The organism is Bradyrhizobium sp. LB14.3, assembly GCF_040547985.1.
Taxonomy (GTDB): Bacteria; Pseudomonadota; Alphaproteobacteria; order Rhizobiales; family Xanthobacteraceae; genus Bradyrhizobium.
Map to the genome: position 1 here is coordinate 311,377 of NZ_JBEPQT010000004.1, position 24,608 is coordinate 335,984.

The following is a 24,608-nucleotide window of genomic DNA, read 5'->3' on the forward strand; positions in this document are numbered from 1 at the left end:
TCGCAAATCAGCAAGAGGCGCACAATTGCGGCCACGTCATGCCGCAATGCGCGCGCCTCTCGCCGAGAGCCGGCAAAGACCGTGATGGGTTTACTTCTTGTCAGCGGGGGCGGCGGTCGTGCCGGCCTTGGCTTCCTTCATGCATTCGCGGCGGAATTTCTTGCGCTCCTTGCCCTTCAATGCCTTGGCATCCGCCTGCTTGGAGCATTCGAGTGACTCGGCCGAGTGCTCCTTCGGCGCCTTTTTGTCGGCGGGGGCGGCAGTGGTCTTGGTGTCGGTCTTGGCCGCCGGCGCGGCAGTCTGCGCGAAGGCGGTGCCGGTGGCGAACAGGGAGGCGAGGGCGACGACGGCGAGGCGAGAGGTGAAGGTCATGGTGTTGCACTCTTCTTTGCGAGAATTGCGAAGGGTTGGGAACGTCGGCTCGCATTGCTGAACGCAACATGAACAATCTGAACGGAAGGGACCACTATATTTTGGCGGCAGGAGCCATCGCTTCCTTGTCGCAAGCCAGCGGCACGTTAGGATAGCAATCCTCGTTTCACTTCCCTCGGGGGAAGATCAAGGAGGAGGACCACGGATGACCATTCAATCAAAAATGCTGTGTGCAGTTGCGCTGTCGGGCTTTGCCGCGCTGGTGGCGAGTGCGCCGGCGCAGGCGCTGACTTCCCAGGAGTGCAGCGCGAAATATCAGGCCGCCAAGAAGGACGGCTCGCTCGGCACCACGAAGTGGAATGACTTCCGCAAGGCTCAGTGCGGTGCCGACGCAACGCCTGCCGCCGCTCCGACCGCGGCTGCTCCTGCCGCGCCCGGGACTCCCGCCGAGCCGAAGCAGGCGAAGAAGGAGGCAGCCCCCGCTGCCGCCCCGACCCTGCCGGCCGGCCCTGCGATCTATCCGAACGCAGTCGATCCGAAATACGCCAAGGAGACCGCGGGCAAGGCGCGCCTCCACACCTGCGTCGACCAGTACAACGCCAACAAGGCCACCAACGGCAATGGCGGCATGAAGTGGATCGAGAAGGGCGGCGGCTATTACAGCGAATGCAACAAGAAGCTGAAGGGCGCCGCCTGAAGCTTCACGACGATGCAGAGGCCGGAGCCAAGCTCCGGCCTCTCGCTTTAATCTAGTAGCTTCTCGGCCGATTTCGCCACGAGCTGGGATCGCTTGCGCGGGCCGCGCTCGACGAACAGCAGGCTCTGGCCGAAGATGAAGCAGTAGAACAGGAAGGCCTGCGCTTCAGCCGCCTCGGCTTCCAGGCCAGTCGCGCGGTAGAGCTCGGCGACGTGCTTCAGCCGCGCTGCGTCCACGCTTGCCACCGCTGCCGCGGCGCCCTCGTCCGAGCGGGCCCATTGCCGGATCGCGAGCTCGATGGCCATCCCGTCCGGATTGAGCCGCTCGGAATAGAGCTGGATCACCGCCTTCAGCCGCTCGCGGGGCTCTTGGCCACCGAGACTCGTCTGCTGCGCGATCGCTGTCGAGCGCCCCTCGCGCCAGCGTTCCAGCATGACACCGAGCAGCGCGGCACGGTCGGCGAAGCGGCGGTAGAAGCCGCCCTTGGTAACGCCCAGGTTCTTGGCGAGCACCTCGACCCGCACCCCCTCGACCCCTGATCGGGCGAGCTCGGTGAACCCCGCCTCGACCCAGACATCGCCCTTGCCGTCGCTCATGAAGGAAGCCTCACCGGTGCTTGATACGGTGCCGTATTGCTAGCGCGGGAGGAGGCTGATACGCTACCGTATCAGCAATCAAAGGCCGGAAAAGGGCAGGGAGAAATTGCGATGGAGCAGGAGGCGACCGATCGCGGCACGGTCTATCCGTGGCAGTGCGATCACGTCGGCCACATGAACATCATGTGGTATGTCGGCAAATTCAACGAGGCCAACTGGAATCTGTTCGCCCGTCTCGGGCTGACGCCGAGCTATCCGCGCGGCTCCGGCCGCGGCATGGCCGCCGTGCAGCAGAACGTCACCTACAAGCGCGAGCGGCTCGCCGGCGACATTGTCGGGATCCGCAGTCATCTGCTCGAGATCCGGGACAAATCGATCCGCTTCCGGCACGACATGGCCAATGCCGAGACCGACGAGATCGCCGTATTCTGCGAGATCACGGTCGTGCACATGGACCGTAGCCAGCGCAAATCGGGGCCGTTCACGGATGCCATCCGCGAGATCGCCATGAGGCATCTCGCCGAGCCGGCGGAGGCCTGAGCCATGGCCGCATACGAGCCGAAGAACCCGGGTTATCGCGCGGCTGACGTCGCCATGTTCGACGGCCAGCCGGCGATGCACACGCTCGGCATTGTGATCGTCCGCCTGGCACCGGGCGAGGTTGAGCTGGCCATGCTGCACTCGCCGGCCCTCACGCAGCAGAACGGTTTTATCCACGCCGGCATTATTACAGCTGGGCTCGATAATGCCTGCGGCGTCGCCGCCTTCACCCTGATGCCGCGCGAGGCGGACATCCTCACCGTCGAGTTTAAGACGACGCTGCTCGCACCGGCCCGGGGCGAGCGTTTCGTCTTCAAGGCAGAGGTGGTCAAGCCCGGCCGCACGCTGACTTTTTGCGAGGCCAAGGCGTTTGCCGAGCAGGACGGCAAGAGCACGTTGATCGCCACGATGACCGGAACGCTGATGGCGATGCTGCCCCGCGTTACGGTTTCGCAAGCTCCGGCCGCGATCCCCGCATAGCGCGGCGATGACATCGCGCCCGCAACGCATTATATGACGCGTAACAATTCCCGGCCCCGAGCCGTATTTGCGGCGATGGGACCGAAACGGGGCGAGATATGGCCGGAATCAGGAATAAGAGCCTTTTGCCGACGCGGCGCGCGGCATTGACGCTGATCGGAGCCGGCGCGCTCGCGACAGGCGCGATCGCCTCGGCGTTGGCGGCCACCGACAATGACGAGGTGCTGACCGAATCCAAGGTGCTGCGCGACCCCGACGTTCCCGTCGCCGGTAATCCCGACGGCAACATCAGCATTATCGAATGGTCGGACTACAATTGCCCCTATTGCCGCAAGCTCGAGCCGGAGCTGCGTCAGGTCGTCCAGGACGACGGCAAGGTCAGGCTGGTGATGAAGGACTGGCCGATTCTCGGGCCCGTTTCGGTCACGGCCGCCCGGATCGCTCTCGCGGCAAAATACCAGGACAAATACCATCCGGCCCACGACGCCATGATGGGTGTCAGCTCGCGCCTGACCGAGTCGCGCATCGACGATCTGCTCGCGGCCGCCGGCGTCGACATGAACCGCCTGAAGCGCGATCTCACCGACCATGGCAAGGACATCGATGCCGTGCTCAAGCGCAATAACGAACAGGCTGAGGCCTTCGGCTTCCGCGGCACGCCGTCCTTTATCGTCGGCAAGTACCGCGTGCCTGGCGTGCTCAGCATCAGCGACTTCGAGCGGATCATCGCCGACGCCCGCAAGGCCAAGATGAACTGACGCGAGCGATCTTCACTGCGCAACAGAAAGGCGCCGCCGCGGACCCGCGACGGCGCCTCATTCCCGATACGGTGTTGTTACTTCGAGGAGAAGCGGACCCAGTCCTTGTGCGCGCGATCACGCAGCGCGTCCCAGTCGGCCTTGGCGACATCCCAGTTCACGATGGTGCGATTGATCGTCGCGACCTCGCCGTTGGCGACCGACGACGTCTGCATGGAGTCATAGACGTACACGCCGCAACCGAGCAGCAGCGCGCCCAAGATCATTCCGAAAAAAATCTGCATGGCGAACCTCCGGTGACGGGCGATAACGTGGATCGCCAAGGACAGTTCCGTCGGCAACCGGGAGGCAAGTTCGGACCGGATTGGCCGTATGGTCGTGGATTAAGGTGGCTGGAAACGCTATACTCCTACCAATGACAAGCGACACTGCACAAAGCCTGATCCGCGAGCTCGGCCGCAAATATCTCTGGTGGCGACCGGTCGACGGGGAGCCATTTGCCGAGCGGCGCATCGTTTCGCAAATCATGAACCTCGGAACGTACGACGACATTCTCCAGTTGGAGGCAGCGCTGGGGAGCGCGCATCTCGTCGATGTCATGCTGCACGCCGAGCCCGGTTGGTTCAGCGATCGTTCCTGGGAATTCTGGCGCGGGCGCCTGTCCTTTGCGACAGGTGCAGCGCTGCCGGAGCATGCGCCACGAAGGGCGTTCGATGCCGCGACGTTTTGAGCCAAAATTATCGATCCTGCCTGCCGCTCAGCGCGAAGTTTGGCCCTTACTTGCTCCGGCGCTGCGTCTGCGACTCGTCCTCTATGGCGGTACCGCCGTGGCGCTCCAACTCGGACATCGAGAGTCGCTCGATTTCGACTTCTTTTGCTCCGCTCCACTGGACAAGGGGGACGTCCGCGCGCAGTTCGGCTTCCTCAACGGCGCTGCCATCCTTCAGGATGCGCCCAATACGATGGTCATCTTGGCCGATATGCCCTCGGGCTCGGTGAAAATTTCCTTTTTCGGACATATCGGATTTGGTCGCGTCAACGACCCGATGCAGACGGCCGACGGCATGATACTCGTGGCGTCGTTGGAAGACTTGCTGGCGACCAAGCTCAAGGCCACGCTCGATCGTGCTGAGGCCAAGGACTATCGGGACATTGCTGAAATGGTTTCTGCCGGAGTGTCGCTGCCACGCGGGCTCGCAGCAGTTAGGGGAATGTTTGGCGGTGAGCCAGCGCAAGTGCTGCGCGCGTTAGGCTTCTTCGAGGATGGAGATCTTCGCAGCTTGGGTGCTGTCGATCGCCGAATCCTGCGTGAGGCTCGGGATCGTGTCGGCGTGTTGCCCGATGTGTCTCTGCGGCAGGGCTTGCTATGATGACGTCGGCCATGCGTTCAGCCACTGCACCACTTCTGCGTTGATCTCGCGCGGATAGGTGTGGCTGAGGTCGTCGATCTCGCGATAGGTGATAACGGCGCCGGCGGCGGAGAGCGTGGCCTGGATCTGCCGCGCGGTCTGCACCGGAAACATCCAGTCGAGCTTGCCGTGGGTGATGAAGATCGGCAGACGCTGCAGGCGCTTGGCGTCGGCCATCTCCGCCATCAGCGGATGAAAGGTCGCCGACACCGGCGCGAGATGTGTGAAGGGCGAGGCGGCCTCTAGCCCGGTGACGTAGCAGAAGGTGCCGCCGTCGCTCATGCCGGTGAGCAGCATGCGCGAGGCGTCGATGGTCCAGCGGTTGCGCACGGTTTCGAGAATGCGCATGAGGTTGGGCGTGTCGGAATCGTCACCCATCAGCGCCCAGGTCGGGCCCGTCGCGGTCGGCGCCACCAGGATCGCACCAAGACTGCGGGCGTCGCGCAGCCAGCTCCATAGAAAGCCGCGGCCGTTGCCGCTGCCGCCGTGCAGCGCCATCACCAGCGGCATGGCGCGGTCGGGCGTGTAATATTCGGGCACGTAGACCGAAAAGCCGCCGCGGCTGCCGGGCTCGTTGTGGTCGTGGATGATGCCGGTGTGCTCGCCCGCGCCGGCTTCCAGCCGCGACAACAGGTCCGCATTCTCGCGATTGGCGGCGTTGAGGAAGAAGCCGCTCACCGGCGGAAACTGCGCCGTCAGCGGATAAAGTGCCTCCTGCGCGCGCGGCACGTGGCGTAGCGCGCGGAAGACCGCGACGAGATCGCCATTGCCGCGCTCGACCTCGCGTATGCCGGCGAAGGCGGCGAGCGTCTCGTCGCAGGCACGATCGAGCCGCTCGCGCAGTCCGGTGAACTGTTCCGGCCAGGCGTTGATCGCCGCGCGTGCTGTTTGCAGCGCCTCGTCCGGCGCGCCGATCGCATTCATCACGGTGGCAAAGGCCGGCGGGTGCAAATGTCGCTGGAAGAAGCCGAGTGCTTCCAGCGCGTTGAGCAGCGGCGGCAACACGGCCACGATGTCGTCAACGACGGCCTCGGTCATCGTCGCTTCCTTGCTTGAGTTCGGTTTGTCAGTGCAGCTTCGGCGCCTTCAAGAGCTTGAAGCGATCGGTCGAGGTCACCGTGACGTCGAAGGTGACGCCTTCATGATGGACAGTCAGCGGCACGTCGACGCCGGCTGCGCCGAGCCCCCACATCTTGTTGTAGAAGCCGGTCTGGCTTGTGACCTTCTCGCCGTCCACGGCGAGGATGACGTCGCCGGTCTTGAGCTCGGCACGGGCGGCCGGGCCGTTGGCGGAGATCCCGATCACCACCACGCGGTTGTCGATCTCCGTCGAATAGAGTCCGAGCCATGGCCGTGCCGGCTTGTTGACGCGGCCGAACTTGCGCAAATCATCCAGGATCGGTTTCAACAGGTCGATCGGTACGATCATGTTGACGTGCTCGGCTTTGCCGTCGCGCTCGCGTTCGAGCTGGAGCGAGCCGATGCCGATCAGCTCGCCGCGCTCGTTGAGAAGCGCCGTGCCGCCCCAGTTCGGGTGTGCGGGAAGGGTGAAGATGGCCTCGTCCAGCAGATATTCCCAATAGCCGGCGAACTCCTGCTTGGCCACGATCTGGCTCGCAACCGAACGCGTGCGTCCGCCGGCGCCGCCGACCACGACGCGGTCGCCGAGCCGGGTCTCGGCCGAGATACCCAGCGGCAAGGGTTCGACGTCGAGCTGGCCGAGCGCCTGCACCAGGCCAAAGCCAGTGACAGCATCGAAGCCGAGCACATGTCCCTCCACCACGCGCCCGTCTCCGACATGCAGCCACACGGACTCTGCTTCGGTGATCAGATAACCGATGGTGAGCACCAGCCCGTCGTCGATCACGACGCCGTTGCCGGCGCGTTCGGTGCCCAGTGTCTCGGCGCTGAAGGCGTCCGGCGGGATGATGGCATGCAGGCCGACCACGGACGCGAGCGCGCGGTCGAGATCGAAACCATAATCGCTCGCACGCGGCTGATTGGCCAGCGGTACTCTCCATTCGGTCAGGGCGGGCATCGAGTTCTCCTGGCTGAGAGCATTGCTCCGCCGTGGCTAGCGGAACGGCGCGCGAAGCACGCATAATTTAGGCTGGAGGAGGCCGTCTTGAAAGCCTCGTTCCCCAACAATTCCGGAGAACGCCGTGTGAAATCTTTGAACGGCAATGGAACGGTTCATGCTCGGTCGGCAGGGCGGCCTCCGGCATTGGCCGCATGGCTGCTGTTCGGCGAGGTGCTAGGCGCGGTACAATGAAGCTGCTAACCATTGCCGCTTCGTTTGACGCAGGGATCACGGACCGAAGCATGGACAACCGCAGCGACATCTGGCGTGGCATCGACACGATCAAGGCGCGTTTCATCGACCTCAGCGACAAAGTCTGGGGCATGCCCGAGGTGTGCTACACCGAGGCGCGGTCAGCCGCAGAGCATCTCGCCGAGTTGCGTCATCAGGGCTTTCGCATCACCGAGAACGTCGCGGACATTCCGACCGCGGTGTTGGGCGAGTGGGGTGAGGGCGGACCGGTCATTGCCTTCATGGGGGAATACGACGCGCTGCCGGGCCTGAGCCAGGAGGCGGGCGTCGCGGAACACCGTCCAATTGAGACCGGTGGCCATGGCCATGGCTGCGGTCATAATCTGCTCGGCTCGGCGGCGCTGCTGGCCGCGACCGCGGTGAAGGACTGGCTCGCCGAGAACAAGTTGCCGGGCCGCGTGCGTTATTACGGCTGCCCGGCGGAAGAAGGCGGCGCAGCAAAAGCATTCATGGTCCGCTCCGGCGCGTTCGAGGACGCTGATGTCGCCATCACCTGGCACCCGAGCAGCTTATGGGAGGTGGCGGTGACGCCGTCCCTCGCTAACACGCGCGCCGATTTCATCTTCACCGGCCGTACCTCGCATGCGGCAGCCTCGCCGCATCTCGGCCGCTCCGCGCTCGACGCGGTGGAGCTGATGAATGTCGGCGTGAACTATATGCGCGAGCACATGCCGAGCGATGCTCGCGTCCACTACGCGGTGCTCGATACCGGCGGGATCGCGCCGAACGTGGTGCAGGCCCACGCGCGTGTGCGCTATTCGATCCGCGCCCGCGACCTGTCCGGCATGAACGAGCTGGTCGGGCGCGTGAACAAGATCGCGCAGGGCGCAGCCCTGATGACAGAGACCAAGATGGAGATGAAGGTCATTTCCGCGGTCTCCAACATCCTGCCCAATGCTCCCTTGGAGCAGGCGCTGCACCGGGTCATGGAAGAGCTCGGCCCGCCGCATTTCGACGACGCCGACAAGACCTTCGCGACCCAAATCCGCGCGACGCTGAGCGACAAGGACATCGCCGCGGTCTATTATGCGATCGGCATGGAGCCGACCGATCGGCCGCTGGCCGACTTCCTGGTGCCACTCGATGCCAAGCGTAACCCGCAGGTCGGCTCGACCGATGTGGGTGATGTGAGCTGGGTGGTGCCGACCGTGCAGGTCCATTCACCCACGGTTGCAATCGGCACGCCTTTCCATACCTGGCAGGTGGTTGCGCAGGGCAAGAGCGCGCATGCGCACAAGGCCATGGTGCAGGCCGCCAAGGCGATGGCCGGCATCGGCATCAAGGCGTTGACGGAGCCGGAGCTGATCAAGGCCGCCAAGGCTGACCTCGAGAAGCGGACGGCCAGGACGCCTTACGTCTGTCCGCTGCCGGACCACATCGCGCCACCGCTCGACATGTCCGTGGCGTAGAATTTCGCCTCGATACTTCGTCTGATCCGGCGAACAAATTTTCTGCAGTGCAGCGCGGAATCCAGCTTGTTTTGATGCTGGATTGCCGAACGGATGGGCTGCGGAATATGGTTTTGCCCAACAGACAGTCAGAAGACCGTTTGCATACACACGCTCGCTGTTGACGCGCACCCCATTCGGTGTGCCATCTACCGCCAGCCAAGCCCGGTGGTCGCCTCGCGCGACCGCCTGCATCCATACGGGAACCAGACGGGGGACAACCATGCTGGATAAAGAACTACGTTCGATGATCGGTGACGTGAAGGACGGGCGGATGGATCGCCGCGGCTTCATTCAGCGCCTGGCTGCCGTGGGTCTCACCGCGCCTCTGGCCAACCAGATCCTCGCGCTTGGCGGTGTCGCGATGGCTGAGGGCGTCTCGACCTACAAGCCGACCAAGCGCGGCGGCGGTGGTGCGCTCAAGCTGCTGTGGTGGCAGGGGCCGACCCTGCTCAATCCGCATTTTGCCACCGGCACCAAGGACCAGGACGGCGCGCGCCTGTTCTACGAGCCGCTCGCCTGTTGGGATCCCGACGGCAACATGAAGCTGGTTCTGGCCGCCGAAATTCCCTCGATCCAGAACGGCGGCCTCGCCGCCGACGGCAAGTCGGTGACCTGGAAGCTTAAACCCGGCGTCAAATGGCATGACGGCACGCCGTTCACAGCCGACGACGTCGTGTTCAACTGGGAATATGGCAAGGATCCGGCGACCTCCGCGCTGACGATCGGGACGCTCCGCGACATCACGGTCGAGAAGGTGGACGACCTCACGGTCCGCATCGTCTTCAACAAGCCGACGCCGTTCTGGGCCGACGCCTTTGTCGGGGCTCCCAATACCCTCATCCCGAAACATCTGTTCAAGGACTATATGGGGTCCAAATCGCGGGAGGCGCCGAGCAACCTCTCGCCGGTCGGCACCGGCCCCTACAAGTTCGTCGAGTTCAAGCCGGGCGATCTTGTCCGCGGCGTGATCAATCCCGATTATCACATGGCGAACCGCCCCTATTTCGATTCGATCGAGATGAAGGGCGGCGGCGATGCCGTCTCTGCCGCGCGCGCGGTGATCCAGACCGGCGAGTATGATTTCGGCTGGAACATTCAGGTCGAGGACGACGTGCTGCTGCGCCTGGAGAAGGGCGGCAAGGGAAAGACCGTCTACGCAGTCGGCGGCGACACTGAATTCATCGCACTGAACTTCACCGATCCCAACACCGAGGTCGATGGCGAACGCTCTTCGATGAAGACCAAGCACCCGCTGTTTTCCGATCCGGCGGTGCGCAAGGCGCTCTCGTTGCTGATCGATCGCGAGTCGGTCAAGAAGGCGATCTACGGCCGCGCCGGCCGCACCTCCGCCAACTTCCTCAACGGGCCGGAAAAATTCGTCTCCAAGAACACCTCATGGGAGTTCAGCGTGGAGAAGGCCTCGAAGATCCTCGACGATGCCGGCTGGAAGCCGGGCGCCGACGGCATCCGCGAGAAGGACGGCAAGAAGCTGAAGCTCGTCTACCAGACCTCGATCAACGGCCCGCGCCAGAAGACCCAGGCGATCGTCAAGCAGGCCTGCCAGAAGGCGGGCATCGAAGTCGAGCTGAAATCTGTCGTCGCCTCCGTGTTCTTCTCCTCCGACGTCGGCAATCCCGATACCTACTCCAAGTTCTACGCCGACATGGAGATGTTCCAGATCCCGCTGAGCCAGCCCGATCCGTCGCAACACATGCGTCGCTACCTTTCGAACCTTGTCGCCACCAAGGAGAACAAGTGGCAGGGCACCAACTTCCCGCGCTGGGTCAACAAGGACTACGACGCGACCATCCAGGCCGCCGACGGCGAGATGGATCCGGTCAAGCGCGCGGCGCTCTACATCAAGGCCAATGACCTCATGTACCAGGACACCGTGTTCATCCCGGTGCAGCACCGCCTGAAGGTCGAGGCGGCCGCCACCAATCTGCGCCCGGTCATTTCTGGCTGGGCCAACGAGACCGACAATTTGTTCGACTGGTATCGCGAGGAATGATCACGCGCGCCTAGAGCGGGTCCTTCTCTCATGAGTCAGTATGTCCTGCGTCGCCTCCTGATCGCGATTCCGAGCCTGCTCGGAATTTCGCTCGTGCTCTTCGTCGTGCTCGCACTAGCGCCGGGCGATCCGTTCTCGGAACTGGCGACCAATCCGAACGTGCCGCCCGAAGTGCAAGCCGCGCTTCGGGCGAGGTTCGGCCTCGACGATCCGATCTACCTTCGTTACCTGCACTGGCTCAACGCCATGCTGCACGGCGACTGGGGTTTCTCCTTCGTCAGCCGGATGAACGTCGACACGCTCATTCTCCAGCGACTGCCTACGACGCTTTACGTGATCGGCTCGGCGCAGATTCTGGCGCTCCTGATCGCGATCCCGGTCGGGGTCTATGCCGCGACGAAACCTTATTCGCTGTTCGACCAGGTCGCCAACACGCTCGCCTTTGTCGGCTTCTCGCTGCCGACCTTCTTCACCGGCATCCTGTTCATCCTGATCTTCTCGGTCACGCTGGACTGGCTGCCTTTCGTCTACACGACCGACATCAAGGGCACGGGGATTCACTGGGTGCTGGAGATGATCCGTCAGGCGATCATGCCGGTAGCGGTGCTCGGCCTGTTCCAGGCTGCGTCGATGACGCGCTTCGTGCGCTCGGCGATGCTCGACGTCATTCGGCTGGATTACGTCACCACCGCGCGCGCCAAGGGCATCGGCCAGCGACGGGTGATCGTCAAGCACGTGATGCGCAACGCGATGATCCCGGTCGTCACGCTTATCGCGTTACAAATCCCGGCGGTGTTCGGCGGCGCCATCGTCACCGAGCAGATTTTCCGCATCCCCGGCATCGGCTCGCTGCTGATCTCCTCCATCCTTTCAAACGACACGCCGGTGGTGATGGCCGTCACCTTCGTCTTTGCGTGCCTCGTCGTGCTGTTCAATCTCATCGCGGACGTTCTTTATGGCTGGCTTGACCCTCGCATCTCCCTCCGCTGAGCGGCGGGTCTATTCGCCCTGGCGCGAGACGTGGCGGCGCTATAGCCGCCACAAGCTTGCCGTGGTCAGTGCGTTCCTGCTCCTCATTCTGATCCTGGCGGTGGTGGCCGGCCCCTTTGTCTGGCGGGTCAAGATCGACGACATCGATATCGTGGCGGGCATGCAGGGGCCGTCGCTGGTCCATCCCTTCGGCACCGACGATCTCGGACAGGACATCCTCGCCCGCATGATCTATGGCGGGCGCATCTCGCTCGCGGTCGGCCTCGCCGCGATGCTGGTCTCGGTCTTTGTTGGCGTGCTGATCGGCTCGCTTGCCGGCATGTCGCGCGGTGCGCTCGGCCATGGGCTGATGTGGCTCACCGATCTCTTTTTGTCACTGCCGCAATTGCCCCTGCTGTTGTTGCTGATCTATCTGTTCCGCGACGGGCTAAAGGCCGCGTTCGGCCCGGAGGGCGGCATTTTCATCCTGATCGTGCTCGTGATCGGTGGCTTGCGCTGGATGCCGGTCGCCCGGCTCGTTCGCGCGCAGTTCCTGTCGATCCGTGAGAAGGAATTCGTCGAAGCCGCGCGCGCGCTCGGGGCGAGCCCGGTGCGGCAAGTGGTCCGCCACATCCTGCCCAATGCGCTCGGTCCGGTGATCATCGCCGGCACCATCGACGTCGCCGCCGCCATCATCGCGGAATCGACACTGTCCTTCCTCGGCCTCGGCTTCCCTCCGGATACACCGACCTGGGGTCGGCTGCTCTATGACGCCAAGGATTTCCTCGACATCGGGCCGCACTGGGCTCTGTTTCCGGGCGGCGCGATCTTCATCGCGGTGGTCGCCATCAACTTCATCGGCGATGGCCTGCGTGATGCGCTCGATGCGCGGCGGGTGATCTGATGGCGCCGCTGCTCGAGATCAAGGGACTGAAGACCCACTTCTCGACCGACGACGGCATCCTCCAGGCCGTCGACGGCGTCGACATCTCCATCAACAGGGGTGAGACGCTTTGTGTCGTCGGCGAATCCGGCTGCGGCAAGACCGTCACCGCGATGTCGATCCTGAAGCTGATCGCGATGCCGCCGGGCCGCATCGCTGCGGGCGAGATCATCTTCGAGGGCCGCGATCTGGTGCCGCTGACGAGCCGTCAGCTCGACGAGATCCGCGCCAAGGAAATCGGCTTCATCTTCCAGGAGCCGATGACTTCGCTCAATCCGGTGCTCACCATCGGCGAGCAGATCGCCGAGAGCCTGCGCCGCCACGAAGCGGTGACCAGGAAGCAGGCGCTCGAGCGCACCATCGAGATGTTGAAGCTGGTGCAGATTCCCAACGCCGAAGGCCGCGTGCACAACTATCCGCACCAGTTCTCCGGCGGCATGCGCCAGCGCGTGATGATCGCGATGGCGCTCGCCTGCAAGCCGAAGCTGATCATCGCCGACGAGCCCACCACGGCCCTCGACGTCACCATCCAGGCGCAGATCCTCGACCTGCTCCAGGACATGAAGGAACGCTTCGGCATGGCGGTGATGCTGATCACCCATGCGATGGGCGTCGTCGCCGAGACCGCGCAGCGGGTCGTCGTGATGTATGCCGGCAAGGTGGTGGAGGAGGCGCCTGTCGACGATCTCTTCAGCAATCCCGGCCATCCCTATACGCAAGGACTCATCCGCTCGATCCCGCGCATCGATCTCGACAGCGAGCACAAGACGCGCCTGGAGGCGATTGGCGGCTCGGTGCCGATCCTGATCAATCCGCCGGTCGGCTGCCGCTTCGCCCCGCGCTGCCGCCACGCCATGAACGTCTGCACCGAGAAGGAGCCGTTGCTGCGCCAGATCGCGCCCGGCCACCGCATGGCCTGTCATCTCGGCGATACGCAGTTGGAAGGTGCGGCATGAGCGAACCCCTGCTGCGCGTCAGCGGCCTGAAGAAATATTTCCCCGTACACGGCGGGCTGTTGTCGCGCCAGGTCGGCAGCGTCTACGCGGTCGACGGCGTCTCGTTCTCGGTCAATCGCGGCGAGACGCTCGGCCTCGTCGGCGAATCCGGCTGCGGCAAGTCGACGACGGGACGCTGCGTGCTGCGCCTGATCGAGCCGACCGACGGCGAGGTGGTGTTCGACGGCCAAGACGTCCGCCAGCTCGGCGGCACTGATTTGCGCGCGATGCGGCGGAACATGCAGCTCGTGTTCCAGGATCCCTTCGCCTCACTCAACCCGCGCATGACAATCGGCGCGATCCTCGGCGAGGCGCTGATCATCCATAAGCTTGGCTCATCGGCCAAGGAGCGTGAGGATCGCGTCGCGAGCCTGCTGGTGAAGGTCGGGCTCAAAGCCGAGCATATGCGCCGCTATCCGCACGAATTCTCCGGCGGCCAGCGCCAGCGCATCGTGATCGCGCGTGCGCTCGCGGTCGAGCCGAAGCTGATCGTCTGCGACGAACCGGTGTCGGCGCTCGACGTGTCGATTCAGGCCCAGGTCATCAACCTGCTGGAAGATCTTCAGGCCGAGTTGAACCTCACCTATCTCTTCGTCGCGCATGATTTGTCGGTGGTCGAGCACATCTCCGACCGCGTCGCGGTGATGTATCTCGGCCGCATCGTCGAGCTTGCCAAGGCCAGCGACCTCTATCGTAACCCGCAGCATCCCTACACCAGGGCGCTGTTGTCCGCCGTGCCAGTGCCCGATCCCAGGCTCAAGCGCGAGCGCATCCGTCTCAAGGGCGACGTCCCGAGCCCGATGAAGCCGCCGTCAGGCTGCCACTTCCACACCCGCTGTCCGATCGCCCAGCCGCGCTGTTCGGAGAGCGCCCCTGAGCTGAGGGAAGGCGCAGGTGGGCATTTTGTGGCGTGCCATCTGGCGTGAGGCCGAGGAAAGCGAAGCGCGTATTCATGCATGAAGCAGGCCGTACTCCGAAAGGGCCAGCCTGAAAGTCTCCACCGAGGTGTGGTGATGCGCGAACAGACCCGCTTCGCGCGCGCCGGCGACATTGGCCACGAGATCGTCGACGAACAGAACGTTCTCCGGCCTCACGTCGAGCTCCGACAGACAGAGGCGGTAGCAGCGCGGGTCCGGCTTCGCCGTCTTGAACCGGGCCGACGTGTAGATTCGCGCGCCGAACAGCGGCGGCAATTCCGGCAGCAGCATATTGATATGGTCGGCGACCAGCGTGGTGTTGTTGGTCAGGACGGCAATGTCGACGGCTTTACATAAGCTGCCGGCAATCTCCAGCATCTCAGGATCGGCTTGCATTGAACGGCGTCGCGCCTCGATCCACTCGTCCAGTGACAGCGGATAGCCGATGCGCTCGCCGAAACCCCGCAAATAGTCCCCGGCATCGAGAGTGCCGGAATCTCCGAGCAGTTCGAAGCCGCTGTCCCAGATCGCCTTGTGGACGAATTCGCTCGTGGCCCCCGCAAGCTTCGCCAGCCATGCGACACGCTTTCCCCTGTCGTAGTCGCAGAGGACATTGTCCATGTCGAAGAGGACGAGTTTGATCCCACCAGTCACAGCAGCACGCTCGGATTGGCCGAACATCCGGCCGTGATCCTTAGTCATATCTTGCCCGAACCCAGGAGACAAATGCGAGACAGCGCCGGATTGCTGAGCGCCCAGAGTTCCGTCTTTATGGCCGCCGCGTGCGTCGCGAACGTCATCCGCAGCTGCGGCGGTCAGGACAGGGTGCACGACGCCTGGCGTTGCCGTGTATCATCCATCCAGCGTGAAGCCGACGCGCAGCGTGACCTGGTAGTGGCGCACGGCACCGTTCTCGATGTGGCCGCGCGTCTGCACCACCTCGAACCATTTCATCTCGCGAAGAGTCTTGGCGGCACGGCTGATCGCGTTCTTGATCGCATCCTCGATCGAGGTCTCCGACGATCCGACCAGTTCCAGGATTTTGTAGACGTGATCCGTCTCGCTTGTAGGCATAACCATTCTCCCCTTTTGCTGTGGCGAGGCCATATATGTCTGTCGCGGACAGTCGGCGCTCGCAAGACATCCGGCCTCGACTCTGAACGGATGCCGGCGCTTCGGGTTCCGTCCCCCGGCGCTCGCCCCGCTAGGCCCTGTCCATGGCCGTGGCTTCTTTTTTTAAGCGCACGGAAATGTGGGTCGCGCCTGCGCACTGCGCTCCCGAATTGGCGCACGGTCGCGGGGCTGCTCTTGCCCGTTCCGATGCGAGCGAGCGGCGCGTGCCGAAACTCAGTGCGGCGTTCTATCGCGACGTGGTGGCAAGGAATGCGATCGGGGTGTGAGGCGCTGCCTCTGAACCCTACGGATCCAGCTCCGTGTCCCAGTAGAGATAATCCAGCCAGCTATCATGCAGATAGTTTGGCGGAAACAGCCGGCCGTTGCGGTGGAGCTGGTGCACGGTCGGCGCGAAGGCGTGCTGGCGCGGAAACATTTTTGCCTGGACCGGCGTGAGATTGCCCTTGCGCAAATTACAAGGCGAGCAGGCCGCGACCACGTTCTCCCAAGTGGTCTGGCCGCCTTTGCTGCGCGGGATGATGTGGTCGAAGGTGAGGTCTTCGGGCGAGCCGCAATATTGGCAGTTGAAGCGATCGCGCAGGAAGACGTTGAACCGGGTGAAGGCGGGGTGGGTGGTCGGCTTGACGAAGGATTTGAGCGAGACGACGCTCGGCAGCTGCATTTGCAGCGTGGGACTATGCACCGCCTGATCGTAATGCGCGACGATGTTGACGCGGTCGAGGAACACCGCCTTGATCGCGTCCTGCCACGACCACAAAGACAGTGGATAGTAACTCAGCGGCCGGAAGTCCGCATTCAGCACCAACACCGGCCAATGACCTTGCGAGACATGTGCGTTCAAGTAACGCTCCTGGCCTCCAATGTACGCTGCGAAGCAGCATGTACTGACATACTACATGCAGCGTGACGGGATTGTGAAGCCCGTTGAGCGAGTTATTCCGGCGCAAAGCAATGCGGCCGGGGAGTGGCAAAGCGCCCAAAAACGCCGTGATTTACGGGAATGAGGACGACGTCGGGGGAGCCGGCGTCTTCCTGACAGCGCGTCGCGGCGTTGCTGGGGCAGCTACTCCCGCACCCGCTCCAGCTTCTGCAAACATCGCGTCCCGCGCACCGCCGCCGGCATCTCCTCGTCCGGAAAGCTGGTCTTCCAGTCGGTGACGCCGACCTCGCCGACATAGATGTCGCCTCTAGAATCCAGCGCGATGCCGTGCGGGGCCAAGAACTTTCCGCTCGCAACGCCGGGGCCTTCCTCGCCGCCGAGCCGCGCGATGCGGTTGCCCTTCGCATCCACGATTGACAGCCGCGGGCCGAGATTGGGCACCTTGCGGTTGACGGCGAGGCCGGGGCCGAGTTCCCCGATGACGAAGGTCGGGGTTTTGCCGCCGCCGCAACAGCACAGCGCGCAGGGGCGGTGCAGATTGTTCCACTGCGTCTCGTACCTGCCGTTGCCGTCGAACACCTGCACGCGGTGGTTCTCACGGTCGGCGACATAGACAAAACCGTCGGAGTCGGTGGCGATGTTGTGCACGATGTTGAACTGGCCGGGATCGGTGCCGGGCTCACCCCAGCTCTTCATCAGCTTGCCATCGGGCGTGAACTTGTGCACGCGCGCATTGCCATAGCCGTCGGAGACATAGATTTCGCCCTGCGGCGACAGCGCGGTGTGGGTGCAGCGGTGGAAGGGATCGCCGCTCATGAACGGTGATGGTTTTTCGGGAATGCCGATCGTCAGGAGCACCTTGCCGTCGGTGGTGCATTTGCGCACGGTGTGGTCGCCGTCGTCGGTGCAATAGAGATTGTCGTCGGCATCGATGTGCAGGCCATGGGCGCGCGAGAACAGACCTTCGCCCCAACTGCCGAGAAAACTGCCCTCGCGGTCCAGTACGACCATCGGATGGGCCCCGCGATTGAAGACGTAGACGCGGTCCTTGCTGTCGACCGCGACCGAAGCGACGTCGGTGAGCTGCCATCCGTCGGGAAGTTTCGCGAAATTTTCGACGACGCGGTAGCGGTGTTCGCCGGTGCCGAGAATGGCTGGCATGGGTGGTCCCTTCCTCTAGCTATTTCTGTCGTGCTCGTTTGCATCCGCAATGACGGAGAGGCTCAAGTTGCGCCCGCCTCACGCGCCAAAATCCCTTCCTCGATCGCCTTGATCTGGAGTGCGAGATATTTCGAGTTGATCCGGCATTGTGCGAGGCTGCCGGCGATGAACCAGAGGCCGGGCTGCCTGGTGCGCGCATACATGTTGCGCAGCTCGAGGCCGTCGCCAAAGCCCCAGACCGGGCCGACCCGGTCGGCGACGTCGTCGCCGAACAGTTTCCGCACCAGATATTCCTGCGTCTTGTAACCGGTCGAGAGCACGATCAGGTCGGCCGGAAGGGTCGTGCCATCCTTCATTCGCGCGCCCTCGGTGACGAAACCCTCGATATCGGAAAACTGCCTGAGCTTGATCGCGCCTTCGGCGATCAGGTTGGAGCAGCCGACGTTGAAGTAATAGCCGCCGCCGCGGGTGAGGTATTTGAACTGCCAGCCGGTGCCGGCCTCGCCGAAATCGAGGCTGAAGCCGACACGGGAGAGTCCGTCGAGCAGCTCCTTGTCGAGCTCCTTCGACTGCTCCGTCAGCATCACATGGGTCTTCTTCGCGAGTGGCGTCGGCATCGAGGTCGCGATCAGATCATTGTCCTCGAGCGTGCCTTCGTTGTAGGTGGCATAAGCAAGTTGGGCCGACGGCTCGATATTGGTGACGAGCGTGGGTGAACGCTGCACCAGCGTCACTTCCGCGCCGCTGGAGTGGAGATCCTGCGCGATGTCGTGGCCGCTGTTGCCGGTGCCGATGACGATGGCGCGCCTGCCTGTCCAGTTCTCGCCGTCCTCGTAGCGGCTCGAATGCAGCAGCGTGCCCTTGAAGTTATCGAGGGTCGGAATAACAGGCACATTTGCGATGCCGCTGACGCCGGTCGCCATCACCACATGGCGCGGATGCATAGTCCGTTTGCCACCGTCGGCGCGCCGCAACGTGACGGTCCAATTGCCCTTGGCATCGTCGTAGGCGCCGCCCTCGAATTCGGTGCCGGTCCAGAAGTTCAGCTCCATCGCATCGACGTAAGCTTCGAACCAGTTGGCGAGTTTGTCCTTGGGGATATAGGTCGGCCAGCTCGGCGGAAACGGCATGTAGGGCAAATGATTGACCTGCACCTGGTTATGGAGGGTCAGCGCGTGATAGCGCTTGCGCCAATTGTCCCCGATCCGCGCCTCGCGATCGACGATCAGGGTGTCGACCCCCAACTGCTTCAACCTTGCCGCAATCGCGAGCCCGGCCTGGCCGCCGCCGACCACCAGCACGATGGGATCGCGATTAGTGTAGTCACACGAGGCGTTGCGCAGGTCGAGCCAGTTCGGCCCGCGGAAGTCGCGCGAATAGGCCTGGCCGCGCGGCCGCGAGGTGCCGAGCTGTTCCTCGAACCCTTTGAGCTCGTCGAGCGCGGTGAGTAGCGTCCACGCTTTCAACCGGTCGCCGTCGGCAGCGTCGGGCATAAGCCTGACGATGCCGCTGCCGCGTCCCAGTACGGTTTCGAAATTGAAGATTGCTTCGATATTGTTGGTGCCGGCGCGCGTCACCCAGCGCGGCGGCGCACGGTTCGGTGCGATCTTGAAGCTGCCCGGCGCGACCTTTGCCGCAAGCGTTGTCAGCTCCCGCTTGATCGAGTCGCCGCCTGCGATAGTTTGCAGGTTCCAGCTCAGTGCCAGCACGTCGCGCCAATAGCTTTCGACCAGGAACAGCCCATCCAGCGTGCCGGCCTCACCCAGCGTGCGCTCGAACTGATCAAGCCAGGCTTGCGCAGATGCAGAAATATCCTTGGTCTTGTCGAGCATGCGCGACCTCTTGCCGTCTTCGCGGCGTTTCCTCTGAGGTCGACGCTATACTGGATAAGCCTACGCCAAAAGCGCTTTACCCGAGCAGCGAGAGCATGTGGCCCTGCTCAGGCGGAATACGGCCCTTCAGCGTGTCGAGGTAGATTTGCCGCACCGCCTCGGGGCCGTGGCTATCGACCACGGTCAGGCTTCTCTCCAGGAGCGACGCAAAGCCGGACCATGCCGTACCAAAACGTTGCTCGATGCCGCCGGGGCCCCATTCCTTGGCACGCTTGCGGATCTGGTCGGGCGCGAAGAACCAGCGCGGTTTGGCACCGGGTAATTCGCCTTCGTCGGCGTCAGTGGCGCGATGCGTCAATCCGACGCGCACCGAGCATTTCATCCGCTCACCGAAATGTCGGTGCAGTCCGGCGCGCAACGCACTGTTGCCGGCCATGTCGACAAAGGCGACGGGAACGTCCGGCGGCAGCGACGTCACGCGGTCATAGGTGACGATCTGGTCATAGCGGCCGAGCGACGTGACAAAGTCCGTGTTCCCGGCCGAGGTCAGTCCGATCACCCTACGGCCGCGCGTGTGCAGGAGATGTGCGAGCCCGAACGCGGTCTTGCTTGAAGCGCTCGACAGCAGCACGGTCCGCGCGCCGAAATCGTCGTTCTCGGCGAGAAAATCGTCGACCAGGAACGACAGCATGAATAGCGGCCGCAGCAGCGCCTGAAGGTCGCCCTGATGGCCGGCAAAGGCAGGATCGCCCGTAACGCGGGAATAGAGATTGTAGACCGACGACACCTGCTTGCGATGCTCAGCGCCGTCACGAAGAGCGCGCTTGTTGACGTCCGCGGCCTCAATGACGAGATGCGTCGCCATCGGGAAATAGCCGAACAGCCGCTCGCCCACGGCGACGTTCGGATGCCTGGAGGCAATCACCTCGCCAAAGCCCCACACCGGAATGTTGCCAAAACCGTTCGGCGCGGGAAAGAGCTGCCAGTATTTCAACTCGTCGCCCATCACCGCATAAGTAATGTTGTTGGCGGTGAAGGCGAAGCGCTCGACCTTCACGAGCAGGGCGTCAGGCGGCAGCGCATCCGCGCCAGGAAGCTCGGTCGCGATCACCTTGCACTGGTCGAGGTCATCTTTCGCAACGACGAAGTCGATCGATGTCATGGCTTTGATCCCGGCTCTGTTCGTCGGCATCTCATCATTCACCGATGATGCTTTTGCAACAGCAACATAGTTTAAAACGCCGTTCGGCTGCTCAGGCCGTCAGCACGCCCTCGCGCTTTTTCACCGCGCGGTAGTAGCTCCACCACAGATGCGCGGCGGCGCCGCGCAGGGGACGCCAGGGTTCGGCGAGCGGCACCATCTGCTTCTCCGTCGGCCGCGCCGGCAAACCCAGCCCGATGCGGATGCCTTCCTGCACGGCGAGGTCGCCGGCCGGCCAGGCGTCGCCATGGCCGAGGCAGAACAGCAGATAGACGTCTGCGGTCCAGGGGCCGATGCCGGGCAGCGAAATCAGCGTGTGATGCGCGGCGTCGGCATCTTCCTCCGCCAGCACGTCGAGGTTCACGCGCTCCGCGATGATCTCGCGCGCAAGATGTTTCAGCGTCTTGATCTTGGCGGCGGACAGACCGAGCCGCCCTAGCCGGTCGGTGCGGGCGCGGCGCACCGCCTCATGATCGAACGGATCAAACGCTGTGGACAGCCGGCCCCAGATCGCCGCGGCGCTCGCGGTCGAGAGCTGCTGCCCGCAGATGATATGCGCGATCCCGGCAAAACCCGGCTCGCGCCGCCGCAATGCCGGCATGCCGGCCGTCGCGAGCACCGGCTTGAGCCGCGGATCGCGCTTGATCAGCGCGTGGACGGCCTCTTCGAGATCGGACTGGGTTTCGAGGTGGATGGTCATTGCTTGCTCAACTCGTCATGCGCGGGCTTGACCCGCGCATCCATCTCCTATCGTAACAGAGTCTTGGAAGATGGATGATCGGGTAAGCCCGGCCATGACGAGATCTGTGCATATGTCGCCACCCGTTTTCCGATTTGCCCCCAGTCCGAACGGCTACCTGCACCTCGGCCACGCCTATTCGGCGCTGTTGAATTCCGACCGCGCGCGCGACGCCGGCGGGCGGCTGTTGCTGCGGATCGAGGATATCGATGCGACGCGCTGCCGGCCGGAGTTCGAGACGGCGATCTACGAGGACCTCGCCTGGCTCGACATCGCCTGGGAGACGCCGGTGCGGCGGCAGTCGGAGCATCTCGGCAAGTATCGCGCGGCGCTGGACAGGCTCTCGGCGCTCGGCGTGGTCTATCCCGCCTTCGAAAGCCGCGCCGAGATCGCAAGGCGGGTTGCGGCCCGCGAAGCGGATGGGCCATGGCCGCGCGATCCCGACGGCGCGCCGCTTTATCCCGGCGACGGAAAATCGCTGTCCGCCGGCGAGCGCGAGCGGCTCATCGACATCGGTGCGCCTTATGCGCTTCGGCTCGACATGGCGGCCGCCTGCCGCCGCGCCGCCGGCCTGACCTGGAACGAGCTGGGCGCGGGGCCCGATGGTGAGCGCGGCATCGTCCCGGCGCGGCCAGAAGCCTGGGGCGACGTCATTCTGGCCCGCAAGGAGACCCCGACCAGCTACCATCTGTCGGTGGTCGTCGACGACGCGCTCCAGGGCGTCAGCGAGATCGTACGGGGCCAGGACCTGTTTCACGCCACCTCGGTGCACCGCCTGCTTCAGATACTGCTCAGCCTGCCGGAGCCCGCCTACCACCATCACCGGCTGATTTGCGACGAGATGGGGCGGAAGCTGTCGAAATCGACCCGGGCGACCGGTCTGCGCGAGTTGCGCGCGGCAGACGTCACGCCGGCCGGTATCCGCCGGTTGGTGGGATTAGGTTAAGTTTCTCTGGGGGTTAGCCAAACGCCGCCGTGACTCCGGGCGTTCCGCCATGCCATGCTCGCGCGACGGCCCGGGGTTCGAAGGGGATACTTCGAAGGGGAGTTATGGCGGCGAAAACGCGCGCAGCGCGCACTACGCGGACGTCCAAGCGAGTGGCTCGGAAGCGGTCAGGGCCGGCCGCCCGGCTGCCTAAGCGCAGCACCAAGGCGGCCAAGCCGGACGTAGTCCAGGCCGCGCTTGCCGCCTTTGCCCATGAAGTCCGCACCCCCCTGACCGGTATTCTCGCGATCAGCGACCTGCTCGCGACCTCCGATCTCGGCGAGCGGGAACGGCGCTGGGCCGACACGATCAAGGCCGGTGCCGAGCATCTGGCGAGCCTTGCCACTCTGTTCGTGGATGCGGCCAGATCCAGCAAGGGGGCCGGCAAGGGGGTCGGGGGTGGAAGCACGCTGCGGCAGGATTTGTTCGACCTGCGGACGCTGGCCCGCAACGCCGGCGATTCGCTGGCCGGTCGCGCTGCGGCCAAGGGCCTCCATGCCGAGGTCGACATCTCCGAGAAGCTGCCGGGGCTGGTGGTCGGTGATCCCGTCCGCCTTCGGGCAGCGCTCGAGAATCTGATCGACAATGCCGTGAAATTCACCGAGCACGGCGGCGTGGCGCTCGCGGTCGCGCCTTGGCGTTCCGCCAAGAGCAAGGACAAGAGCAAGGACAAAGCAAAGCGCAAAGGCAGGGTCGGTGTCGCCTTCGCGGTGTCCGACAGCGGCATCGGCCTCACCATGGCCGAGATCAAGCGACTGTTCCGCCCGTTCACCCAGGCCAATGTCACCATCGCCTCGCGCTTCGGCGGCGCCGGCTTGGGCCTGTCCTCGGTGAAGCAACTGGCGCGCGCGATGGGCGGCGACATCACCGTCGCCCCACGTCGCGGTGGCGGCGCCACCTTCACGCTGACATTGTCACTGGACGCGACGGGATCGGGCAAGCCCCGCGGCTCGAAGGGCGAAGCCGAGGCGGATGCGGTCGCGGCGCTGCGCGTGCTCAGCGTCGAGGACAATCCGTTCGGCCGCGTCGTGCTCAACACCATTTTGACAGAGCTCGGCCATCATGCCGAGTTCATCGGGCGCGGCGAAGACGCGGTGAACCGGCTCGCGCAGGGTGCGTTCGACGCGGTGCTGATGGATATGGTGTTGCCTGGCATCAATGGCGTCGAGGCGATCAGACGGATCCGCACCATGGCAACGCCGCTGGCTCAGATCCCCATCATCGGGGTGTCCGGTCGCGGCGAGGACGAAGTCGCCTCACGCGAGGCCGGCGCCGACGCTTTTCTGGTCAAGCCTGTGTCTCCGCGGGCTTTAGCGACTGCGCTGCTTGAAGCGACACGCCGTGAGGAAGCCGCGACTTGATGATCGCGGCGTTGAGCTCGCCGCCGAAAACGAAGATCGCGGCGATGAAGTACAGGAACACCAGCGCGATGATCACCGAGGCGAGCCCCGCATACATCGTCACGTAATTGTTGGCGAAGCGCGCCAGATATTGCCCGAACACGATGCCTGATATCAGCGACGCCACGATGGTGAACACGATGCCGGGCAGGATCTGGAGGAAGCCGCGCCGCCCCGCCGGCAGCCAGGCGTGCAGGATGAGCAGCGCCACCACCAGCGCGCCCACGGTGATGCCGTAGCGCAGCCAGGTGAGGATGCTCTCGTTGGACTCGACGAACAGCGGAATGTGGCGCCGCGCCGCCTCGATGAGGAGCGGGCCGAGCACGATCAGGAACGCCATGGCAAGTGCTGTGAAGGCGGCGACCAGCGTGTAGCCGATCGACTCCAGACGTAGCCAGTACCAGCGCCGCATCTCGACCACCGCATAGGCGCGGTTCAACGCGACCCTGAGTGCCTCGACGCCGTTCGACGCGAAGTAGACCGACAGCACTGCGCCGACGGTCAGTACGCCGGAGCGGGTCGTGGTGAGAACGTCGTGCACCTCGCCCGAGATCGAATCGGAGACTTGCTTGGGCCAGACCTGAAGCATCAGGCTTGCGGCCTGGTCCGCGAGTTCCTTGGAGCCGAAGAAGCCGGCCAGCGAGGTCAGCACGATCAGGAACGGGAACAGCGCCATCAGCGTCGACAGTGCGATGTGGCTCGCGATCGCCCAGCCATCGTCGGCCAGGAACGTGTAGAACGCGTCCATCACGACGACGTAGATGGTGCGGATCGCCTTCACGCGCCACCTACACTGCTGTTGCCAC

Annotated in this window: 27 protein-coding genes; 14 read left to right on the forward strand and 13 right to left on the reverse strand. The window is 64.0% G+C overall.

Going from position 1 to position 24,608, the window contains the following annotated elements; translation table 11 throughout:
* Positions 1-90: 90 nt before the first annotated feature.
* On the reverse strand, positions 91-372 hold the full coding sequence (locus ABIB00_RS11680) for a PsiF family protein (protein ID WP_247339852.1): 282 nt from the start codon (positions 370-372) through the stop codon (positions 91-93).
* 205 nt (positions 373-577) lie between these two features.
* Between ABIB00_RS11680 and ABIB00_RS11685 the strand changes: the two genes are divergently transcribed.
* Positions 578-1,069 carry a hypothetical protein gene (locus ABIB00_RS11685; protein ID WP_354050346.1) on the forward strand — a complete coding sequence of 164 codons (492 nt, stop codon included), beginning with the start codon at positions 578-580 and terminating at the stop codon, positions 1,067-1,069.
* Positions 1,070-1,116: 47 nt separating this feature from the next.
* Here ABIB00_RS11685 and ABIB00_RS11690 read toward each other — a convergent pair whose 3' ends face one another.
* Complete coding sequence (locus ABIB00_RS11690) at positions 1,117-1,665, reverse strand: TetR/AcrR family transcriptional regulator (RefSeq protein WP_354104420.1); 549 nt, start codon at positions 1,663-1,665, stop codon at positions 1,117-1,119.
* Between the two features lie 111 nt (positions 1,666-1,776).
* Here ABIB00_RS11690 and ABIB00_RS11695 point away from each other — a divergent pair, with 111 nt between their 5' ends.
* The 3 genes from ABIB00_RS11695 to ABIB00_RS11705 all read left to right on the forward strand — a co-directional run bounded on the left by ABIB00_RS11695 (position 1,777) and on the right by ABIB00_RS11705 (position 3,443).
* Positions 1,777-2,205, forward strand: a complete 429-nt coding sequence (locus ABIB00_RS11695) for an acyl-CoA thioesterase (RefSeq protein WP_354104421.1) — start codon at positions 1,777-1,779, stop codon at positions 2,203-2,205.
* Positions 2,206-2,208: 3 nt separating this feature from the next.
* The gene (locus ABIB00_RS11700; RefSeq protein WP_354104422.1) at positions 2,209-2,685 is read left to right on the forward strand and encodes a PaaI family thioesterase; all 477 of its coding nucleotides are present in this window, start codon (positions 2,209-2,211) and stop codon (positions 2,683-2,685) included.
* A gap of 98 nt (positions 2,686-2,783) precedes the next feature.
* On the forward strand, positions 2,784-3,443 hold the full coding sequence (locus ABIB00_RS11705) for a DsbA family protein (protein WP_354104423.1): 660 nt from the start codon (positions 2,784-2,786) through the stop codon (positions 3,441-3,443).
* Positions 3,444-3,520: 77 nt separating this feature from the next.
* Here ABIB00_RS11705 and ABIB00_RS11710 read toward each other — a convergent pair whose 3' ends face one another.
* On the reverse strand, positions 3,521-3,727 hold the full coding sequence (locus tag ABIB00_RS11710; RefSeq protein WP_354104424.1) for a hypothetical protein: 207 nt from the start codon (positions 3,725-3,727) through the stop codon (positions 3,521-3,523).
* A 131-nt stretch (positions 3,728-3,858) separates the two neighbouring features.
* Here ABIB00_RS11710 and ABIB00_RS11715 point away from each other — a divergent pair, with 131 nt between their 5' ends.
* Both ABIB00_RS11715 and ABIB00_RS11720 read left to right on the forward strand, forming a co-directional pair.
* Positions 3,859-4,173, forward strand: a complete 315-nt coding sequence (locus ABIB00_RS11715; protein ID WP_247339866.1) for a hypothetical protein — start codon at positions 3,859-3,861, stop codon at positions 4,171-4,173.
* A complete protein-coding gene (locus ABIB00_RS11720; protein WP_354104425.1) occupies positions 4,157-4,813 on the forward strand; it encodes a nucleotidyl transferase AbiEii/AbiGii toxin family protein in 657 nt (218 codons plus the stop codon). Before ABIB00_RS11715 ends, ABIB00_RS11720 begins: the two co-directional genes overlap by 17 nt.
* On the opposite strand, the gene ABIB00_RS11725 is transcribed toward ABIB00_RS11720, so the two are convergent.
* Positions 4,808-5,890, reverse strand: a complete 1,083-nt coding sequence (locus tag ABIB00_RS11725) for a phospholipase (protein WP_354104426.1) — start codon at positions 5,888-5,890, stop codon at positions 4,808-4,810. The genes ABIB00_RS11720 and ABIB00_RS11725 overlap by 6 nt on opposite strands.
* A gap of 28 nt (positions 5,891-5,918) precedes the next feature.
* Positions 5,919-6,890 carry a S1C family serine protease gene (locus ABIB00_RS11730; RefSeq protein WP_354104427.1) on the reverse strand — a complete coding sequence of 324 codons (972 nt, stop codon included), beginning with the start codon at positions 6,888-6,890 and terminating at the stop codon, positions 5,919-5,921.
* 284 nt (positions 6,891-7,174) lie between these two features.
* Between ABIB00_RS11730 and ABIB00_RS11735 the strand changes: the two genes are divergently transcribed.
* From ABIB00_RS11735 to ABIB00_RS11760, 6 genes are all read left to right on the forward strand, one after another.
* Positions 7,175-8,593, forward strand: coding sequence for a M20 family metallopeptidase (locus ABIB00_RS11735; RefSeq protein WP_247339870.1), 1,419 nt, complete (start codon positions 7,175-7,177; stop codon positions 8,591-8,593).
* Between the two features lie 262 nt (positions 8,594-8,855).
* Complete coding sequence (locus tag ABIB00_RS11740; RefSeq protein ID WP_354104428.1) at positions 8,856-10,646, forward strand: peptide ABC transporter substrate-binding protein; 1,791 nt, start codon at positions 8,856-8,858, stop codon at positions 10,644-10,646.
* Between the two features lie 30 nt (positions 10,647-10,676).
* The gene (locus ABIB00_RS11745; RefSeq protein ID WP_247445184.1) at positions 10,677-11,636 is read left to right on the forward strand and encodes an ABC transporter permease; all 960 of its coding nucleotides are present in this window, start codon (positions 10,677-10,679) and stop codon (positions 11,634-11,636) included.
* Positions 11,602-12,519: an ABC transporter permease gene (locus ABIB00_RS11750; protein WP_247445183.1), complete on the forward strand. Its 918-nt coding sequence runs from the start codon at positions 11,602-11,604 to the stop codon at positions 12,517-12,519. The genes ABIB00_RS11745 and ABIB00_RS11750 overlap by 35 nt, the downstream gene beginning before the upstream one ends.
* Positions 12,519-13,514 (forward strand): ABC transporter ATP-binding protein, encoded by a 996-nt coding sequence (locus tag ABIB00_RS11755; protein ID WP_247339882.1) that lies wholly within the window; start codon positions 12,519-12,521, stop codon positions 13,512-13,514. Before ABIB00_RS11750 ends, ABIB00_RS11755 begins: the two co-directional genes overlap by 1 nt.
* Positions 13,511-14,479 (forward strand): ABC transporter ATP-binding protein, encoded by a 969-nt coding sequence (locus ABIB00_RS11760; protein ID WP_247339884.1) that lies wholly within the window; start codon positions 13,511-13,513, stop codon positions 14,477-14,479. Before ABIB00_RS11755 ends, ABIB00_RS11760 begins: the two co-directional genes overlap by 4 nt.
* A 24-nt stretch (positions 14,480-14,503) precedes the next feature.
* Here the strand turns inward: ABIB00_RS11760 and ABIB00_RS11765 are convergent, their stop codons facing one another.
* From ABIB00_RS11765 to ABIB00_RS11795, 7 genes are all read right to left on the reverse strand, one after another.
* Complete coding sequence (locus tag ABIB00_RS11765) at positions 14,504-15,151, reverse strand: HAD family hydrolase (RefSeq protein ID WP_247339987.1); 648 nt, start codon at positions 15,149-15,151, stop codon at positions 14,504-14,506.
* A 171-nt stretch (positions 15,152-15,322) separates the two neighbouring features.
* Entirely contained in the window at positions 15,323-15,544 is a 222-nt protein-coding gene (locus ABIB00_RS11770; RefSeq protein ID WP_247339886.1) for a dodecin, read from the reverse strand.
* A gap of 343 nt (positions 15,545-15,887) precedes the next feature.
* Positions 15,888-16,445, reverse strand: a complete 558-nt coding sequence (locus ABIB00_RS11775; RefSeq protein WP_247445180.1) for an HNH endonuclease — start codon at positions 16,443-16,445, stop codon at positions 15,888-15,890.
* 222 nt (positions 16,446-16,667) lie between these two features.
* Complete coding sequence (locus ABIB00_RS11780; RefSeq protein ID WP_354104429.1) at positions 16,668-17,645, reverse strand: peptidyl-alpha-hydroxyglycine alpha-amidating lyase family protein; 978 nt, start codon at positions 17,643-17,645, stop codon at positions 16,668-16,670.
* A gap of 62 nt (positions 17,646-17,707) precedes the next feature.
* Entirely contained in the window at positions 17,708-19,477 is a 1,770-nt protein-coding gene (locus ABIB00_RS11785) for a flavin-containing monooxygenase (RefSeq protein ID WP_354104430.1), read from the reverse strand.
* A 76-nt stretch (positions 19,478-19,553) separates the two neighbouring features.
* Positions 19,554-20,639, reverse strand: a complete 1,086-nt coding sequence (locus ABIB00_RS11790; protein WP_354104431.1) for a DUF2855 family protein — start codon at positions 20,637-20,639, stop codon at positions 19,554-19,556.
* Positions 20,640-20,730: 91 nt separating this feature from the next.
* Complete coding sequence (locus tag ABIB00_RS11795) at positions 20,731-21,378, reverse strand: DNA-3-methyladenine glycosylase family protein (RefSeq protein ID WP_247445176.1); 648 nt, start codon at positions 21,376-21,378, stop codon at positions 20,731-20,733.
* Positions 21,379-21,490: 112 nt separating this feature from the next.
* Between ABIB00_RS11795 and gluQRS the strand changes: the two genes are divergently transcribed.
* Both gluQRS and ABIB00_RS11805 read left to right on the forward strand, forming a co-directional pair.
* On the forward strand, positions 21,491-22,363 hold the full coding sequence (gene gluQRS / locus ABIB00_RS11800) for a tRNA glutamyl-Q(34) synthetase GluQRS (RefSeq protein ID WP_354104432.1): 873 nt from the start codon (positions 21,491-21,493) through the stop codon (positions 22,361-22,363).
* Between the two features lie 104 nt (positions 22,364-22,467).
* On the forward strand, positions 22,468-23,763 hold the full coding sequence (locus tag ABIB00_RS11805) for an ATP-binding protein (RefSeq protein WP_354104433.1): 1,296 nt from the start codon (positions 22,468-22,470) through the stop codon (positions 23,761-23,763).
* Here the strand turns inward: ABIB00_RS11805 and ABIB00_RS11810 are convergent.
* A complete protein-coding gene (locus ABIB00_RS11810; protein ID WP_247339897.1) occupies positions 23,690-24,583 on the reverse strand; it encodes a YihY/virulence factor BrkB family protein in 894 nt (297 codons plus the stop codon). The genes ABIB00_RS11805 and ABIB00_RS11810 overlap by 74 nt on opposite strands.
* Between the last annotated feature and the right edge of the window lie 25 nt (positions 24,584-24,608).